This is a genomic window from Mesorhizobium sp. M8A.F.Ca.ET.207.01.1.1, assembly GCF_004794715.1.
In the GTDB taxonomy this organism is placed as follows: domain Bacteria; phylum Pseudomonadota; class Alphaproteobacteria; order Rhizobiales; family Rhizobiaceae; genus Mesorhizobium.
The window spans coordinates 34,094-50,233 of record NZ_SRUS01000002.1; the positions used below are offsets into that span (position 1 = coordinate 34,094).

Here is a 16,140-nt window from a genome sequence, read left to right on the forward strand (position 1 = left end):
AGTTTTGCTGTTCAGTTTTTCTTGGGATTGAGCTTTTCGGGCGGAATACGCACGCTCATTTCCGCTCTTTTCGGCTCGACGAACATCACCAGCGCGAACATCGTACCATAGGCAATGCCGGCCAGAATCGCGAGGGTCACGACAAAGCGAAACAGTGTCGGCATCAATTCTCGCCCGTCTTTTTGTTCTGCGTTTCCAAACCCTGTGCCCTTATGGGACGCCAATCCGACCAATTCAAGGAGGAAGCGGGGGCGTGTTGGCAACTTCTGATGCGAGCGTCCCTCTGTCCATATCGAGCCCACGGCACTCGGCACGCTTGACGCAAACCGGCTTTTCATGTCGATACGCCGGCAAAGAGGGCCCAAGAAACAGCTGATGAACGCGCTACAGGCAAATCCTCCAGGCGAGACCCATGCCGCGCTGCTTGGCAGGCTGGGCGGCCGGTCCATTGTCTTTGTCGGCCTGATGGGCGCCGGCAAGACGGCGATCGGCCGCAAGGTGTCGACGATGCTTTCGCTGCCCTTCATCGACAGCGACCAGGAGATCGAGAGCGTGTCGCGGATGACCGTTCCGGAGCTGTTCGAGCGCTATGGCGAAACCGAGTTCAGGGCCCTGGAGCAGCGTGTCATCCTGCGCGTGCTTGAAAACGGCCCTCAGGTTCTGTCGACCGGCGGCGGCGCCTTCATGAACGCGCAGACGCGCGAGGCCATCGCCGCCCACGGCGTCTCGGTGTGGCTGAAGGCCGAGCTCGACCTTTTGATGGACCGCGTTTCCAAGAAGCAGAACCGGCCACTTTTGAAAAGCGCCGATCCGCGCGCCGTGCTGGAGCGGCTGATGGAGGAACGCTATCCGGTCTATGCCACCTCCGACGTCACCGTGCCGACCCGCGACGACCGCAAGGAGATCATCGCCGCCGAGGTGCTTGAGGCGCTGTGCCGGCATTTCGGCATCGATACGATAGAAGCGACGGGCGAGGTCGAATCATGAGCGCGGATCAGCCTGTCATCGTCGAAGTCGGTCTCGGTGACCGGGCCTACGACATATTGATCGGCGCCGGCCTGCTGTCGCGCGCCGGTGCTGAGATTTCGCGCCGGCTGCCGGGCACACGCGCCGCCGTCGTAACCGACGAGAACGTCGCCGCGGCGCATCTCGATACGCTGAAGGCCGGGCTCGAGAAGGGTGGCATCCAGCCCACCGTCATCACGATGCCGCCCGGCGAGAAGACCAAGAGCTTTGCCCATCTCGAAGAGGTGGTCGATGGCGTCCTGGCCGCCAGGCTGGAGCGCGGCGACGTCGTCATCGCGCTTGGCGGCGGCGTCATCGGCGATCTCACCGGTTTTGCCGCAGGCATCGTGCGGCGCGGCATGAATTTCGTCCAGGTTCCGACCTCGCTGCTGGCGCAGGTCGATTCCTCGGTCGGCGGCAAGACCGGCATCAACAGCCCGCGCGGCAAGAACCTCGTCGGCGTCTTCCTCCAGCCCAGGCTGGTGCTGGCCGACACCGAAGTGCTCGACACGCTGCCGATCCGGGAATTTCGCGCCGGCTATGCCGAGCTCGCCAAATACGGGCTGATCGACCGGCCGGAATTCTTCGCCTGGCTGGAAGCGAACTGGGAAAAGGTGTTCGCCGGCGGACCGGAGCGGGCCGAGGCCATTGCCGAGGCCTGCCGCGCCAAGGCCGACGTCGTTGCCCGGGACGAGTTCGAAACGGGCGACCGCGCCCTGCTCAATCTCGGCCACACCTTCGGACACGCGCTCGAAGCCGCCACGCAGTATGACGGCGCTCGGCTTGTCCATGGCGAGGGGGTCGCCATCGGCATGGCGCTGGCGCACCGGTTCTCGTCGCGGCTCAATCTCGCCAGCCCCGACGATGCGGCCCGCGTCGAGGCGCATCTGCGTGCCGTCGGGCTGCCGTGGCGGATGGCCGATATCCCGGGCCATTTGCCCGATGCGGATACCCTGCTTTCATTCATCACGCAGGACAAGAAGGTGTCGCGCGGCGCGCTGACCTTCATTCTGACGCGCGGCATCGGCCAGGCCTTCATCGCCAAGGATGTACCGGCCTCGGAAGTGCTGTCGTTCCTCAGGGAAAGCCATCCAGCCAGCCGGAAAGCCGGCTGAGATGGACAATGGCTGGATCGTCGTCGCCGTCCTTGCCATCATCGTCCTGCTGGTCGTTGCCGTGCGCAAGCGTCTCCTCGCAATGTTCGGCTATGAACTGTCGCGCATCGAGCCGCAGCGCTCGAGCCAGGACGAATTGCGCGGCGCGGTCGACGATTTCCGCCGTGACGGGCAGGTGGTGCGCGAGGACCGCGACCGCATCGGCGGCCTGTTCGACCTCGAAGAGCTCGAAGTTTCCGACGTCATGGTCCACCGCACGAATATGCGCTCGGTCAACGCCGACAATGCGCCGGAGGCAGTGGTGCGCGAGATCCTGCAGAGCCCGCACACCCGCATGCCGCTCTGGAAAGGCTCGCTCGACAACATCGTCGGCGTGCTGCACGCCAAGGATCTGCTGCGCGCGCTGAACGAAGTCGGCAACGATTTCTCGCAAATCGACGTGATGAAGATCGCCTCAAAACCCTGGTTCGTGCCCGACACCACGACCTTGCAGGAACAGCTCAACGCCTTCCTGCGCCGCAAGGCGCATTTCGCCGTCGTCGTCGACGAATATGGCGAGGTCGAGGGGCTGGTGACGCTGGAGGACATCATCGAGGAGATCGTCGGCGAGATCGCTGACGAGCACGATGTCGACATCCAGGGCGTCAAGCAGGAGGCAGACGGCTCCATCGTGGTCGATGGCACGGTGCCGATCCGCGACCTCAACCGGGCGCTCGACTGGAACCTGCCCGACGAGGAGGCGACCACCATTGCCGGCCTCGTCATCCACGAGGCGCAATCGATCCCCGAGGAGAAGCAGGCTTTTACGTTCCACGGCAAGCGCTTCGTCGTGATGAAGCGCGACAAGAACCGCATTGCCAGGGTCAGGATCCGGCCGGCCGGCGACGCCTGAAGCCTGTCTTTATGCTAGTTGCCCCAAGGCCGCTGCGCACTTTTTGATCGATATGCGCCGGGCCTGAGCCACGGCATCGGTGCAACAACCAAGCCTCATTCCGCGATCTGGCTCGTCGACCGTTCATTGACCGTCAGGCCCGTCTCAGCGTCGACGGCGGCCAGGCTGACCTCATAGCCCCAAAGCCTCCGGATGTGACGAAGCGTGGCGTCGCGGCTGGTGTCCTCAAGAAGGATGCCCTGTTTCACCTTGTGCTGCAGTCGCAAATGCCGATCGCCGAGCAGATCGACATCCACCACCTGGATGTCCGGTCGGTTCGCGCCGACGTCGTAGTTGTGAGCGAGCGCGGCGCGTATCTTTTCATAGCCGCGCTCGTTGTGGATCGAGGCGACCTCACAATGTGGCTGGTCGGCAGCGTCGCCGAGCACAAAAAACCGCCATTTCCGGATCAAGGCCGGGCTGAGGTACTGGCGGATAAAGGACTCGTCGCGGTGGTCTGCCCAGGCGTCGAGGAGGACCTCGCGCCAGTTGCCGTGGCCGGCGATGTCGGGAAACCAGTCTCGATCCTCGGCCGTCGGCTTGGTCGAAATGCGCCTGATGTCCTGCATCATGTCGAGGCCGAGAGCGTATGGATTGATGCCCGAAAAACGCGGATCATCGAACGCCGGCTGGAAGACCACGTTGGAATGATTGCGCAGGATTTCGAGCATGGCGCCCTCGCTGATCCGGCCGCGGTCGAACAGCGTGTTCATCACGGTGTAGTGCACGAAGGTGGCGCAGCCCTCGTTCATCACCTGTGTTTGCCGTTGCGGATAAAAATATTGCGCTATGACGCGAACGATCCTGATGATCTCGCGCTGCCAGGGCTCCAGGACCAGACTGTTCTTTTCCAGGAAATAAAGGAGGTTTTCTTCGGGCAGGTTGAGCGACTTCTTCCACTCCGGGTCCTGGACCTTGACGTCGGCCCTTTGCTGCGAAGGCGGCAGCGTGCGCCACAAATCATTGTAGGAGCGCTCTTCGTATTCGAGACGCTCGCGAAGCCCTTCGCGCAGTCGTTCCGACGACAGCTTCGGCGGCCGCTGATAGCGGAATACACCCTGTTCCATCAGCGCGTGGGCGGAATCGAGAACGGCCTCGACGGCAGCGAGGCCGTGCCGCTCCTCGCAACGGACAATGTAGCTCTTGGCGAAGTCCAGGTAGCCGAGGATCGCTCCAGCGTCCGTCCACTGCTTGAACAGATGGTTATTCTTGAAGAAATGGTTGTGCCCGAGCGCGGCGTGAGCCGTCACCAAGGCCTGCAGGGCCATGGTGTTCTCCTCCATCAGATAGACGATGCAGGGATTGGAATTGATGACCAGTTCATAGGCAAGTCCGCGCCCGCCTTTGCGATAGAGCAGATCCTGGTGGAGGAAGTGTTTGCCGAAAGACCAATGTCGGTACATCAGCGGCATACCGACTGACGAGTAGGCGTCGAGCATCTGCTGGGAGGAGATGATCTCCATCTGCACGGGATAGATATCGAGATGGAGCTCTTCGACAGCGATCGCCTCGATCGCATCATAGACCCGCGACAATTTCGTAAAATCCCAGTCGGATCCGGAAAAAAGCAGTTCGGAATTAGCGGCTTGTGTGGTCATCAGCTCCCTCACGCTCTCTTGAGGAGAGTCGGCTGTCTGCCGAAGAGCTGGCGAAAGACCGGGTAGATATCGGCGGGCGTGGCGATGCGGCTCATCTGGAAGTTCGGCCATTTCAGGTCGATCGCGCTATAGGCACGCCATAGCGATGTCCCGTTCTCGGTCGTGCCGAATATATGGGCTTCGCGCTCGTCGATGATCTCGACATAGGCAAAATACTGGCACAGCCGCATGAGCTTGCCGTCGAGCAGGGCTATGCAGCGCTCGGAATCGGTGATGGAATTGTCTCCGTCCGAGGCCTGGGCGGCATAGATGTTCCACTGGCTGGCCGGATATCGCTGCCCGATGATGCGATGCATTTCCTCGAGCGCGGTGGAAACGACGGTACCGCCGCTTTGGGTGCAATTGAAGAATGTCTCCTCGTCAACCTCCTGCGCCTCGTGGGTATGGCGAATGAAGACGATTTCGATCCGGTCATAACGCCGTTTCAAAAACAGGTGCAGCAGCACGAAGAAGCGCTTGGCCAAATCCTTTTCGCGCTCACCCATGGACCCGGACACATCCATCAGACAGAACATGACGGCATTGGCGTTCGGCACGGGCTGGGGATCGAAGCGGTTGAATCGAATGTCGACGGGATCGACATAGGCAATTCGCCTGCGCCGCCGCTCCAATCGGTCCAGCTCCTCGCGCAATGCCGCAATGCGCTGGCGCGTCGCCGCGCTGGATTGCGCCAACTCGAGCATGGCGATTTCCTCGAGGATCGCGTCCATCTCGCTCTGCTTGGGGCGCCTCAGGGCAATACGCCGGCCGTGACTGTTACGCATCGTGCGCCCGACGTTGATGTTGGTCGGTGAGCCGGTAGCGGCGAAGCCAGCCCGGCGCGGCTTGAAGGCAAGGATTTCCTTGAGGTTGAGCTTGACCATATCCGGGAGTTCGAGATCCTCGAAAAAAAGATCGAGCACCTCTTCGCGTGACAGCACAAAACGAAAGTCGTCTTCGGACACGCTGTCTCCCGGGGACGACGCCCCGGCGCCGCCGCCCTGGCCGGGCTTGGGGATCAGATCTCCAGGAGAGAAATGCCTGTTGCCCGGCAGGATGTACTGGCGCCTGCCGCTGTTCCTGGCGTTGTTGAAGGTCGGCTCGCCCGTGCCCCTATCGGGCATGGGCACTGCGTGCTCGGCATCCACTTCGGCGATCCTGCCGATGCGGATCTGATCGCGTAGGCTTCGCTTGAGTTCTTCCCGAGCACGCTTGAGGAACCGCTGGCGATTGCCCAGGCTCTTGTCCTTCGGATTCAGGCGGCGGTCGATGAAAATAGGCATGGAACCATTCGGGCCTCTCTTAACCCGCCTTGTTCACCCGCATGTACCAGTCGACAAGCCGGCGCACCTGCCGCTCGGTGTAGCCGCGTTCCACCATGCGCTGCACGAATTCATTGTGCCGCTTTTCCGTGACGCTGTCCTGCTTGGAGCCGAAACTGATCACCGGCAAGAGGTCTTCGACCTGGCCGAACATCCGCTTCTCGATGACCTCGCGAAGTTTCTCATAACCTGTCCAGGACGGGTTGCGGCCGTGGTTTCGCGCCCGGGCACGCAGCGTGAATTTGACCACTTCATTGCGGAAGTCCTTGGGATTGGCGATGCCGGCCGGTTTCTCGACCTGCGACAATTCCTTGTCCAATACCTCGCGATTGAGAATCTGGCCCGTGTCGGGATCCTTGTAGTCCTGGTCCTCAATCCAGGCATCGGCATAGGCGATGTAGCGGTCGAAGAGGTTCTGGCCATATTCGCTGTATGATTCCAGATAGGCTTTCTGAATCTCGTGGCCGATGAACTCGGCATAGCGCGTTGCCAGTTCCGACTTGATGAAGTCGAGATAGGCGCCTTCCGTTTCCTTTGGAAACTGCTCGCGCTTGATCGCCTCTTCCAGGATGTACATCAGGTGCACGGGATCGGCAGCCACCTCCTTGGTGTCGTAGTTGAATGTCTGGGACAAGATCTTGAAGGCGAAGCGTGTGCTTACGCCGGTCATGCCTTCGTCGACGCCGGCGGCATCGCGATATTCCTGGACCGACTTCGCCTTGGGATCGACTTCCTTGAGGTTCTCACCGTCATAGGCGCGCATCTTGGTGTAGAGCGGCGAATTGTCGTGCTCGGCAAGGCGGGTCGAGACCGTGAATCGGCTGAGAATGTCCATCACTTCAGGTGCGCAGGGGCTTGCGGCCAGGTCGCTCTCGCGCAGCAGCTTTTCATAGATCTGCCGCTCTTCGGTGATCCGCAGGCAATACGGTACCTTGACCACGAGGATGCGGTCGAGAAAGGCCTCGTTGTTCTTGTTGTTTTTGAACTGTTGCCATTCCGATTCGTTGGAATGGGCAATGATGATGCCCTGGTATGGAAAGGCGCCGAAATTCTCGGTACCGTTGTAGCTGCCTTCCTGGGTCGCCGTCAGCAACGGGTGCAGGACCTTGATGGGCGCCTTGAACATCTCGACGAATTCGAGCAGGCCCTGCGTGGTCCGGTTCAGTCCGCCGCTGTAGGAATAGGCGTCCGGGTCGGACTGACTGAAATTTTCCAGCTGTCTGATGTCGACCTTGCCGACCAGGGCCGAGACATCCTGATTGTTTTCGTCGCCAGGCTCTGTCTTGGCAATGCCGATCTGGCGCAGCCGGGAAGGCATCAACTTGACCACGCTGAATTTGGAAATATCGCCGGACAGTTCGTCGAGTCGCTTGGCCGCCCATGGTGAGATGAGCCCATTCAGCCGGCGTCGGGCTATGCCGTATTTATCCTCCAGCAGGTCGCCCATGCGATCGGGGTGGAAAAGGCCAAGTGGCGATTCGAAAACCGGGCTGATCTGGTTGCCGACCTTCAGCGTGTAAATCGGGCGCTGTTCCATCAATTTCTTCAGCCGTTCGGCCAGGGAGGATTTGCCGCCGCCGACAGGGCCAAGGAGGTAGAGGATTTGCTTGCGCTCCTCGAGTCCCTGGGAGGCATAGCGAAAATACCCGGCGATACGCTCGATCGTTTCCTCCATGCCGTAGAAGTCGGAGAAGGAGGGATAGATCTTAAGGGTGCGGTTCGAAAAAATGCGGCCGAGCCGTTCGTCCTTGCTGGTGTCGACCAGGTCGGGTTCGCCGATCGCCTCGACCATCCGTTCAGGCGCCGAGGCATACATTGATTTGTCCTCTCGGCAGGCAAGGAGATACTGCTGGAGGCTGGTTTCTTCCTGGGCGGCGTTGGCATAAATCTCCGAAAAAAGGTCGAAGACGTCGGACTGATTGTCGCGCATAGTGCTTTGCCCTCAGAGCCGTGCTGGCTACCTAATGGCTCATCACATATTCAACTGCCGGAACGCATGGTGGTTCCCTTTATTAGGAGCGCGCGTGCATTTGGCATTGAAACCCGAGACGCCAGCCATCTGGCCGAAATGCTTACCCAATACTTAGGTGGTGATGGCCAGACGAGGTCGTCAAGGGGCAGATATTGATTTCGTGATCTGCACGGTATTGGAAGCGCGTTGATGCGGCCTGAGGCGGCGAAAGTTGCGACCCGGTTCGAGTTCGACGAAGCCTGGTGGCCGCGCCAGACGGTCGGTTGACCCAGCCGATTGTCACTTGCCCATTCTGTGGCTGGATCATGCCAAAAGCGTCGGCGGAATATTGCGGCGCGGACATGCGCGGGTGCAATTGCTCCTCGTTAACGGGAGAAAATTTGCATGAATGGCGCCGATGTCCTGTGCGACGTGCTGCTGGCCAATGATGTTACGGTGTGCTTCGCCAACCCCGGCACATCCGAAATGCATTTCGTCGCCGCGCTCGACCGCAAGCCGCGGATGCGTTGTGTGCTTGGCCTGTTCGAGGGCGTGGTGACCGGTGCGGCCGACGGCTATGCGCGCATGACCGATCGCCCCGCAGCGACGCTGCTTCACACAGGGCCGGGGCTGGCCAACGGTCTTGCCAACATGCACAACGCAAGGCGCGCCAGGAGTTCGATGATCAACATCGTCGGCGACCATGCCTCATACCATCTGCCGCTCGATGCGCCGCTGACCAGCGATATCGGAGGCCTGGCGGCGCCGATGTCCAACTGGGTGCGCCGCATCGAAGGGCCTGCCGATGTCCAGCCGGCCACGGAGGCCGCCTTTCGCGCCTCGCTGACGCCGCCGGGCGTCACGACGCTGATCCTGCCGGCGGACGCGGCCTGGGGGGAGGCTGACGCGGTTTCGCTCGGCAAGGTTGTCCTTTCACCGCCGCCGGTGGTTGACGTGGATGCGGTGCGTCAGGTGGCCGCGGCGATCCGCTCCGCGCCCGGCCGTGTTGGCATGATCGTTCGCGGGCGGGCGGCGCGCGCCGATGCGCTCGAGATCGCCGGCCAGATTTCGGCGGCCTGCGATGTCAGGCTGTTCAGCGAGGTCCTGATCGCCAGGATGCAGCGCGGGCGCGGACGTGTCGCGCCGACGCGCATTCCCTATCCTGTCGACGCGGCGACGGCAGCGCTCAGGGATATCGATGTTCTGGTGCTGGTCGGCGGAAAGGAGCCGGTCGCCTTCTTTGCCTATCCGGGAAAACCGGGACGGCTTGTCCGTGACGACTGCCAGGTGCTGACGCTCGCCGACCATGGGCAGGACCTGCATGCGGCGCTGGAAGCGCTTCGCGGTGAACTTGGCGTCAAGCCATCGCAACGGACGGCGGTTGCCAGCGCGTTTCCCGACGAGGCAACGCCGAACGGCCCGCTGACGGAAGACGCCATCGCACTGTCTGTCGCGAGAAAGCTGCCGGCCGACGCGATCGTCTGCGACGAGGCCGTCACCTCGGCGCGGCGTTTCTTCGCGCTGTCGGCCTTTGCCGCGCCGCACGATTACATGATGGGCACGGGCGGGTCGATCGGCGGCGGCATCCCGCTGGCGACGGGTGCGGCGATCGCCTGTCCCGGCCGCAAGGTGATCAATCTCGAGGCCGACGGCAGCGGCATGTACACGGTGCAGGGCCTGTGGACGCAGGCGCGGGAACGTCTCGACGTGGTGACGATCGTCTTTTCCAACCGCGCCTATGCGATCCTGCATGGCGAGATGAAGAATGTCGGCGTGAACGCGATCGGTGAGAATGCGCGGCGCATGCTCGATCTCGACCATCCGGCGCTGGACTGGGTTTCGCTGGCCAAAGGCATGGGCGTGGAGGCTGCGCGTGCGGATACCTGCGAGCGGTTCGACGCGCTGCTCGACGCTGCCTTGTCTCGCCCGGGGCCGTTTCTGATCGAAGCGGTAATCTGACCGGTTCTTACCAGCGCGTCTGTTCGCCGGGCGCCGCCGGCTCGATCGCCAGCGCGTGCACGCCGGCCTTCAACTCGTCGGCCAGCAGTTCGTTGACGGCGCGGTGACGGTCGATGCGGCTCATGCCGGCGAAATTCGGCGAGACGATGCGGACACGGAAGTGCGTCTCGCCGGTGCCGTCGAACTCGGCGTGATGGCCGGATTCCACGTGATGATGGCCGGCGTGCAGATGGCTTTCGTTGAGGATGACCAGCCGGTCCGGCGAAAATGCCTTGTTGAGCTTGTCTTCCATGGTCGCCTGTATGGACATCGTTTTCTCCCTTCACCACATATGGTTGGCGCTGCCGTGAAAACCGGAAATCGGTCTCACCAGGCCGCTGGCGCGCAACAAAATCGGTCATTCGCCTGCTTTAAGCCGCGATTCAGCGGTTAGGGCGATGATCGCGAAAATGTCAATTCTTGTTTCGCATCTGCGAACGCCCCATAAATGGGTGAGATGAAGCCGTATCCCAAATATTTCGAGAAGATTCGCGTTCGCCCCGACAAGGACGCGGAGGTGAAGTCGCACGCGCCGATCTGCCAGTGGGATGGCTGCAAGGAGGCGGGCACGCATCGCGCCCCGGTCGGACGCATGAAGGAGGGCGAGTATTTCCGCTTCTGTTTCGACCATGTGCGCGAGTACAACAAGGGCTTCAACTACTTCTCCGGCGTGCCGGACACCGAGGTCGCGCGCTTCCAGAAGGAAGCCATGACCGGCCACAGGCCGACCTGGAAGATGGGCGTCAACGGCGCCTCGACACGCTCCTCGCCCGATATGGCGCAGATGCGCTCCGGCCGCGCCGGCTACTACAACCGCATGCGCGACCCGTTCGACCTGTTCAAGGGGCCGAAGGATCCGCGCGAGGCGCGCGAGCGCAAGGCCAAGCCCCTTGAGGCCAAGGCGCTGGAAACGCTTGGCCTTGATACAAAGGCGACTGGCAAGGACATCAAGGCGCGCTATAAGGAACTGGTGAAGCGTCACCATCCGGATGCGAATGGCGGCGACAGAGGTTCGGAAGACCGGTTCCGCGATGTGCTTCAGGCCTATCGCGTGCTCAAACAGGCAGGCCTGTGCTGAGCGACCCTATGGTTTGTGTCGTTTTCCAACTTTCATAAGGTTGGAAAAGGCTTTAAGACCGCCCCCGAACAAAATCGATTGCCGGCGAAACGCGACGTTTCGCTTGTGGAGACGTTGAGAGATATGAACAAGGTCGATCGCGATATCGCTAACCTGCCCGACACGACGGTGTCGGTGAAGGAGAAATTCGGCTTCGAGTCCAAGATGGTCGTGCCGGCCTATTCGGTGACATCGGAGCATGTGCCCGACATTGATCCCGACTATCTGTTCGACAAGGCGACGACCTTGGCGATCCTCGCCGGCTTTGCCTACAACCGCCGCGTCATGGTGTCGGGCTATCACGGCACCGGCAAGTCGACCCATATCGAACAGGTTGCCGCCCGCCTCAACTGGCCTTGCGTGCGCGTCAACCTCGACAGCCATGTCAGCCGTATCGACCTCGTCGGCAAGGATGCGATCGTGGTCAAGGACGGCTTGCAGATCACCGAATTCCGCGACGGCATCCTGCCCTGGGCCTATCAGCACAATGTCGCGCTGTGCTTCGACGAATACGATGCCGGCCGTCCCGACGTGATGTTCGTCATCCAGCGCGTGCTGGAATCGTCCGGCCGCCTGACGCTGCTCGACCAGAGCCGGGTTATCCGCCCGCATCCGGCGTTCCGGCTGTTCTCGACCGCCAACACGGTCGGTCTGGGCGACACCACCGGCCTCTATCACGGCACCCAGCAGATCAACCAGGCGCAGATGGACCGCTGGTCGATCGTCACCACGCTGAACTATCTGCCGCACGACAATGAAGTGAACATCGTGCTGGCCAAGGCCAAGCACTATCGCGACACCAAGGGCAAGGACATCGTCAACAAGATGGTGCGCGTCGCCGACATGACGCGCTCGGCCTTTATCAATGGCGACCTGTCGACGGTGATGAGCCCGCGTACCGTCATCACCTGGGCCGAGAATGCCGAGATCTTCGGCGATGTCGGCATGGCGTTCCGGCTGACCTTCCTCAACAAGTGCGACGAGCTGGAACGTTCGGTGGTTGCCGAGTTCTACCAGCGCGCTTTCGGCCAGGATCTGCCCGAGAGCGCGGCCAACGTCGTGCTGGGCTAAGCAGGGCCTCGATGGCGGGTCCGGGCGACAATACGCGCAACAAGTCGAAGACGGGGTCTGAAGCCGACAGCTTCAAGCGCGCCGTCACGGTCTGCATGCGCGCCATCGCCGGCGATAAGGAGATGGAAGTCGGCTTCGCCAAGGACAGGCCGGCGCTGGCCGGTAACCGCGCGCGGCTTCCTGAACTGCCCAAGAAGGCATCGAAGACCGACATCGCGATCACCCGCGGGCTGGGCGATTCCATGGCGCTGAAGCGCGCCTGCCACGACGTGCGCATCCACAGCAAGCTGGCGCCCGAAGGCAAGGCAGCCCGCGCCATCTACGACGCGGTCGAACAGGCCCGCGTCGAGGCGATCGGCAGCCGCGCCATGCAAGGCGTCGCCGACAATATCGGCTCGATGCTGGAGGACAAGTACGCCAAGGCCAACCTCGTCGACGTCAAGGACAAGGCCGACGCGCCCATCGAGGAGGCGCTGGCGCTGATGGTGCGCGAAAAGCTGACCGGCCGGCCGGTGCCGAAGAGCGGCGAGCGGCTGGTCGAACTCTGGCGCCCGTGGGTCGAGGAGAAGGCAAAGGCGGACCTCGACGGCCTGTCGGAGAAACTCGAGGACCAGCAGGCCTTCGCCCGCGTCGTGCGCGAGATGCTCGCCTCCATGGAAATGGCCGAGGAACTCGGCGACGACCAGGAGACCGAAGACTCCGAGGACAATGACGACAACCAGCCGCAAGGCGAGGAACAGAGCGAGGAGGGCGGCGAAGACGATTCCGGCTCCGAGCAGTCGCAATCCGAGGACGCCGAGGCATCGGCGGACGACGAGCAGTCGGCCGAGACCGAAGCCTCCGACGCGACGGCCGACGATCTGTCGGATGACGACGATGCCGACGCCGAAACCCCCGGCGAGGCGCGCCGCAACGACAATCCCTTCACCAATCTGCCGAAGGAAATCGACTACAAGGTCTACACGTCAGCATTCGACGAGACGGTCGGCGCCGAGGAGCTCTGCGAAGAGGAAGAGCTCGACCGGCTGCGCGCCTTCCTCGACAAGCAGCTCGCCAACCTGTCGGGTGTCGTCGGACGGCTCGCCAACCGGCTGCAGCGCCGCCTGATGGCGCAGCAGAACCGGTCCTGGGATTTCGACCTGGAAGAGGGCTATCTCGATCCGGCGCGGCTGGTGCGCGTGGTTATCGATCCGATGCAGCCGCTGTCGTTCAAGCAGGAACGCGATACCAAATTCCGTGACACGGTGGTGACGCTGGTGCTCGACAATTCCGGTTCGATGCGCGGCCGGCCGATCACGGTCGCCGCCACCTGCGCCGACATTCTGGCGCGCACGCTGGAGCGCTGCGGCGTCTCGGTCGAGATCCTCGGCTTCACCACGCGGGCCTGGAAGGGCGGACAGGCCCGCGAGAAATGGCTGAAGGACGGCAAGCCGCCGAACCCCGGTCGGCTCAACGACCTGCGCCATATCATCTACAAGTCCGCTGACCATCCGTGGCGGCGGGCGCGCCGCAATCTCGGCCTGATGATGCGCGAAGGCCTGCTCAAGGAAAATATCGACGGCGAGGCGCTCTTGTGGGCGCACAACCGGCTGATTGCCCGGCCCGAGCAGCGCAAGATCCTGATGATGATCTCGGACGGCGCGCCCGTCGACGATTCCACGTTGTCGGTCAATCCGGGAAATTATCTCGAACGCCATCTGCGCGCCGTCATCGAACTGATCGAGACGCGTTCGCCGGTGGAGCTGCTGGCCATCGGCATCGGCCATGACGTCACGCGCTATTACAGGCGCGCCGTCACCATCGTCGATGCCGAGGAACTGGCCGGCGCCATGACCGAGCAACTGGCTTCGCTGTTTGCCGAGGAAAGCGCGAAGGATACGCGTCGCGGCGGCATGCGGCGCGCCGGATGATCTTTTTCCGAGGCGGGTTTCGGCACACGCTTTTCGCCGCCTTCGCCTTGCTTGCCGGCATGGCTTCGGCGCCAGCCGGTTCGGCCGACCCGGCTCCGGTTGAGCCTGTCGCGGTCTCGGCCCGCCCGATCACCGAATTCCATATTGGCCGTACCGACAAGCAGTTTGGCCAGCTCGAATTCGTCGGCGGGCTGGAAACGACCTCGCCATCACGTGATTTCGGGGCGCTGTCGGCCTTCCGGTTTCTGAAAGCCGGCAGTGATTTCATCGGCGTGGCCGACACCGGTTACTGGTTCTTCGGCTCGGTGGCCCGCGACGCTGACAGGCGGCCCGTTGGCATCCAGAATTTTCGCATGCAGCAGATGGTCGACCAGAACGGCCAGCCGATCGACGAAAAATGGGAAGTCGACGCCGAGGGCCTTGCGGTCAAGGACGGCATCGCCACCGTTGGTTTCGAGCGCAACCATCGCGTCGCCCAGTTCAAGATTGACCAAGACAATATGAAGGGGTCGTTCCGGCAGTTGGATTTCCTGGTGCCGGCGCGGGAGCTGCGGCAGAATCGCGGCTTCGAGACCGTCACCCATGCCAATGCCAACGGCCAGCATCAGGGCGGCCTGGTCGTGGTCTCGGAGAAGAGCCTCGACAAGACCGGCAATATCTACGCCGCCATCATCGAAGGCCCGCACAAGGGCGTCTTCACCGTCAAGCGCAACGACGATTTCGACATCACCGATGGCGCCTTCCTGCCGGATGGCGATCTTTTGCTGCTGGAGCGCAGTTTCACCATGGCGGGCGGCCTCAAGATGCGGCTGCGGCGCATTTATGGAGAGAGCGTCGAGACGGGCGCCGTCGCCGATGGGCCGGTGCTGCTGCAGGCCGACATGGGCTACCAGATCGACAATATGGAAGGTCTCGACGTCTGGACCCGCGATGACGGCGCGCTGATGGTGTCGCTGATCTCCGACGATAACCACTCGATCCTGCAGCGCAATCTCTACCTGGAATTCATCCTGCACCAGGATTGATGAGCGGCAGCCCCAACGATCTGAAGCTGAGTGTATTCAACACCGGCTTCACCACCGGACCTACGCTCACCCGCTCGCCGACTGGATTGCCGAACGCCGCATACCGGCGGAACGCCATCATACCGACCAGGGCGCCTTCTTCGACGGTGTCGTTCCGCCAAGGAGCGGGAGGAGGGGACACGCGGGCTCCTGGAGGCCCTTGCCGCCGAGCTCCAGAAGTCGAACTAGGGCAATTCCGGGAAAAGTGCGTAGCGGTTTTCCGTCCGGAATTGCGTAAAAACAAGAAGTTAGAGCGGTCAAAGATTCTATCAAACTCTGAATCGCCCTAAGTCCCGCTGAACATCGCCTGAGGCGGACCCGCTGGCCGACCTTACGTCAGGATCATCGGCCGTTGGTGGCGATCCAGATGACATGGCGCGCGCCGCGCTTGCCGTTGGCGCGCGTGTTGACCTCCTCAAAGGCGAAGCCGGCCTGTTTCAGCCGCCGCGTGAAACCGGCATCCGGGCCTTGCGACCACACCGCCAGCACGCCGCCCGGCTTGAGGGCGCTACGCGCGTCGCCGAGCCCTGCCAGGCTGTAGAGAGCGTCATTGCCCTTGTGGACGATGCCTTCGGGGCCATTGTCGACGTCGAGCAGGATCGCGTCCCAGGCTGCGGGCTCGGACCGTATCAACTTGCCGACATCGGCCTCGCGGATGGTGACGCGGGAATCGTCGAGCGAGCCGGCGAAAATCTCGGCCATCGGGCCGCGCGCCCAGGCGACGACGGCCGGCACCAGTTCCGCGACAACGATTTCGGCATTGTTGCCCAGTTCGGCGAGAGCAGCGCGCAGCGTAAAACCCATGCCAAGTCCGCCGATCAGCACCCTCGGCTGCCGATGGCCCGCGATCTTCTGGCAGGACAGTCTCGCCAGCGCCTCTTCCGAGCCGCTTAGCCGGCTGTTCATCAACTCGTTGGTGCCGAGCATGATAGAGAATTCGGAACCGCGCCGTTTCAGCCGCAGTTCCTGTTGGCCATCAGGCGTTTTCGCGGAGTCCAGCTGGATCCAGGGAATCACGG

General features: G+C 62.3%; 14 protein-coding genes. 8 read left to right on the top strand and 6 right to left on the bottom strand.

Going from position 1 to position 16,140, the window contains the following annotated elements:
- Positions 1 to 11: 11 nt before the first annotated feature.
- Positions 12 to 164 carry a histidine kinase gene (locus EN850_RS05020; protein ID WP_127280197.1) on the bottom strand — a complete coding sequence of 51 codons (153 nt, stop codon included), beginning with the start codon at positions 162 to 164 and terminating at the stop codon, positions 12 to 14.
- Positions 165 to 375: 211 nt separating this feature from the next.
- Here EN850_RS05020 and EN850_RS05025 point away from each other — a divergent pair, with 211 nt between their 5' ends.
- The 3 genes from EN850_RS05025 to EN850_RS05035 are packed head-to-tail and all read left to right on the top strand — an operon-like array spanning position 376 to position 3,012.
- Positions 376 to 987, top strand: a complete 612-nt coding sequence (locus tag EN850_RS05025) for a shikimate kinase (protein ID WP_127872196.1) — start codon at positions 376 to 378, stop codon at positions 985 to 987.
- A complete protein-coding gene (gene aroB, locus EN850_RS05030; protein ID WP_127872197.1) occupies positions 984 to 2,120 on the top strand; it encodes a 3-dehydroquinate synthase in 1,137 nt (378 codons plus the stop codon). Before EN850_RS05025 ends, aroB begins: the two co-directional genes overlap by 4 nt.
- A 1-nt stretch (position 2,121) precedes the next feature.
- Positions 2,122 to 3,012, top strand: a complete 891-nt coding sequence (locus tag EN850_RS05035) for an HlyC/CorC family transporter (RefSeq protein WP_127276021.1) — start codon at positions 2,122 to 2,124, stop codon at positions 3,010 to 3,012.
- Between the two features lie 95 nt (positions 3,013 to 3,107).
- Here the strand turns inward: EN850_RS05035 and EN850_RS05040 are convergent, their stop codons facing one another.
- The 3 genes from EN850_RS05040 to EN850_RS05050 are packed head-to-tail and all read right to left on the bottom strand — an operon-like array spanning position 3,108 to position 7,940.
- A complete protein-coding gene (locus EN850_RS05040; protein WP_127872199.1) occupies positions 3,108 to 4,649 on the bottom strand; it encodes a SpoVR family protein in 1,542 nt (513 codons plus the stop codon).
- 8 nt (positions 4,650 to 4,657) lie between these two features.
- On the bottom strand, positions 4,658 to 5,971 hold the full coding sequence (locus EN850_RS05045; protein ID WP_136090756.1) for a YeaH/YhbH family protein: 1,314 nt from the start codon (positions 5,969 to 5,971) through the stop codon (positions 4,658 to 4,660).
- Positions 5,972 to 5,990: 19 nt separating this feature from the next.
- Positions 5,991 to 7,940, bottom strand: a complete 1,950-nt coding sequence (locus tag EN850_RS05050) for a PrkA family serine protein kinase (RefSeq protein ID WP_127872201.1) — start codon at positions 7,938 to 7,940, stop codon at positions 5,991 to 5,993.
- A 426-nt stretch (positions 7,941 to 8,366) separates the two neighbouring features.
- Between EN850_RS05050 and EN850_RS05055 the strand changes: the two genes are divergently transcribed.
- On the top strand, positions 8,367 to 9,920 hold the full coding sequence (locus EN850_RS05055; RefSeq protein ID WP_136090757.1) for an acetolactate synthase large subunit: 1,554 nt from the start codon (positions 8,367 to 8,369) through the stop codon (positions 9,918 to 9,920).
- Positions 9,921 to 9,927: 7 nt separating this feature from the next.
- Here EN850_RS05055 and EN850_RS05060 read toward each other — a convergent pair whose 3' ends face one another.
- The gene (locus tag EN850_RS05060) at positions 9,928 to 10,230 is read right to left on the bottom strand and encodes a BolA family protein (protein ID WP_127276016.1); all 303 of its coding nucleotides are present in this window, start codon (positions 10,228 to 10,230) and stop codon (positions 9,928 to 9,930) included.
- A 177-nt stretch (positions 10,231 to 10,407) separates the two neighbouring features.
- Here EN850_RS05060 and EN850_RS05065 point away from each other — a divergent pair, with 177 nt between their 5' ends.
- The 4 genes from EN850_RS05065 (at position 10,408) to EN850_RS05080 (ending at position 15,082) form a co-directional block, all read left to right on the top strand.
- The gene (locus EN850_RS05065; protein ID WP_127276015.1) at positions 10,408 to 11,037 is read left to right on the top strand and encodes a J domain-containing protein; all 630 of its coding nucleotides are present in this window, start codon (positions 10,408 to 10,410) and stop codon (positions 11,035 to 11,037) included.
- 123 nt (positions 11,038 to 11,160) lie between these two features.
- Positions 11,161 to 12,147: a cobaltochelatase subunit CobS gene (gene cobS, locus EN850_RS05070; protein ID WP_127276014.1), complete on the top strand. Its 987-nt coding sequence runs from the start codon at positions 11,161 to 11,163 to the stop codon at positions 12,145 to 12,147.
- A gap of 11 nt (positions 12,148 to 12,158) precedes the next feature.
- Complete coding sequence (gene cobT, locus EN850_RS05075) at positions 12,159 to 14,057, top strand: cobaltochelatase subunit CobT (RefSeq protein ID WP_136090758.1); 1,899 nt, start codon at positions 12,159 to 12,161, stop codon at positions 14,055 to 14,057.
- Positions 14,054 to 15,082 (top strand): esterase-like activity of phytase family protein, encoded by a 1,029-nt coding sequence (locus tag EN850_RS05080; RefSeq protein WP_136090759.1) that lies wholly within the window; start codon positions 14,054 to 14,056, stop codon positions 15,080 to 15,082. Before cobT ends, EN850_RS05080 begins: the two co-directional genes overlap by 4 nt.
- A gap of 381 nt (positions 15,083 to 15,463) precedes the next feature.
- Here the strand turns inward: EN850_RS05080 and EN850_RS05090 are convergent, their stop codons facing one another.
- A complete protein-coding gene (locus tag EN850_RS05090; protein WP_127276011.1) occupies positions 15,464 to 16,138 on the bottom strand; it encodes a hypothetical protein in 675 nt (224 codons plus the stop codon).
- Positions 16,139 to 16,140: the final 2 nt, after the last annotated feature.

What these genes read in the sequence shown, in the direction of transcription:
- cobT (WP_136090758.1), top strand. Translation starts at nt 12,159, where the DNA reads ATGGCGGGTCCGGGCGACAATACGCGCAACAAGTCGAAGACGGGGTCT.
- EN850_RS05055 (WP_136090757.1), top strand. Translation starts at nt 8,367, where the DNA reads ATGAATGGCGCCGATGTCCTGTGCGACGTGCTGCTGGCCAATGATGTT.
- EN850_RS05025 (WP_127872196.1), top strand. Translation starts at nt 376, where the DNA reads ATGAACGCGCTACAGGCAAATCCTCCAGGCGAGACCCATGCCGCGCTG.
- EN850_RS05060 (WP_127276016.1), bottom strand. Translation starts at nt 10,230, where the DNA reads ATGTCCATACAGGCGACCATGGAAGACAAGCTCAACAAGGCATTTTCG.
- EN850_RS05040 (WP_127872199.1), bottom strand. Translation starts at nt 4,649, where the DNA reads ATGACCACACAAGCCGCTAATTCCGAACTGCTTTTTTCCGGATCCGAC.
- EN850_RS05045 (WP_136090756.1), bottom strand. Translation starts at nt 5,971, where the DNA reads ATGCCTATTTTCATCGACCGCCGCCTGAATCCGAAGGACAAGAGCCTG.
- EN850_RS05035 (WP_127276021.1), top strand. Translation starts at nt 2,122, where the DNA reads ATGGACAATGGCTGGATCGTCGTCGCCGTCCTTGCCATCATCGTCCTG.
- aroB (WP_127872197.1), top strand. Translation starts at nt 984, where the DNA reads ATGAGCGCGGATCAGCCTGTCATCGTCGAAGTCGGTCTCGGTGACCGG.
- cobS (WP_127276014.1), top strand. Translation starts at nt 11,161, where the DNA reads ATGAACAAGGTCGATCGCGATATCGCTAACCTGCCCGACACGACGGTG.
- EN850_RS05065 (WP_127276015.1), top strand. Translation starts at nt 10,408, where the DNA reads ATGGGTGAGATGAAGCCGTATCCCAAATATTTCGAGAAGATTCGCGTT.
- EN850_RS05020 (WP_127280197.1), bottom strand. Translation starts at nt 164, where the DNA reads ATGCCGACACTGTTTCGCTTTGTCGTGACCCTCGCGATTCTGGCCGGC.
- EN850_RS05080 (WP_136090759.1), top strand. Translation starts at nt 14,054, where the DNA reads ATGATCTTTTTCCGAGGCGGGTTTCGGCACACGCTTTTCGCCGCCTTC.
- EN850_RS05050 (WP_127872201.1), bottom strand. Translation starts at nt 7,940, where the DNA reads ATGCGCGACAATCAGTCCGACGTCTTCGACCTTTTTTCGGAGATTTAT.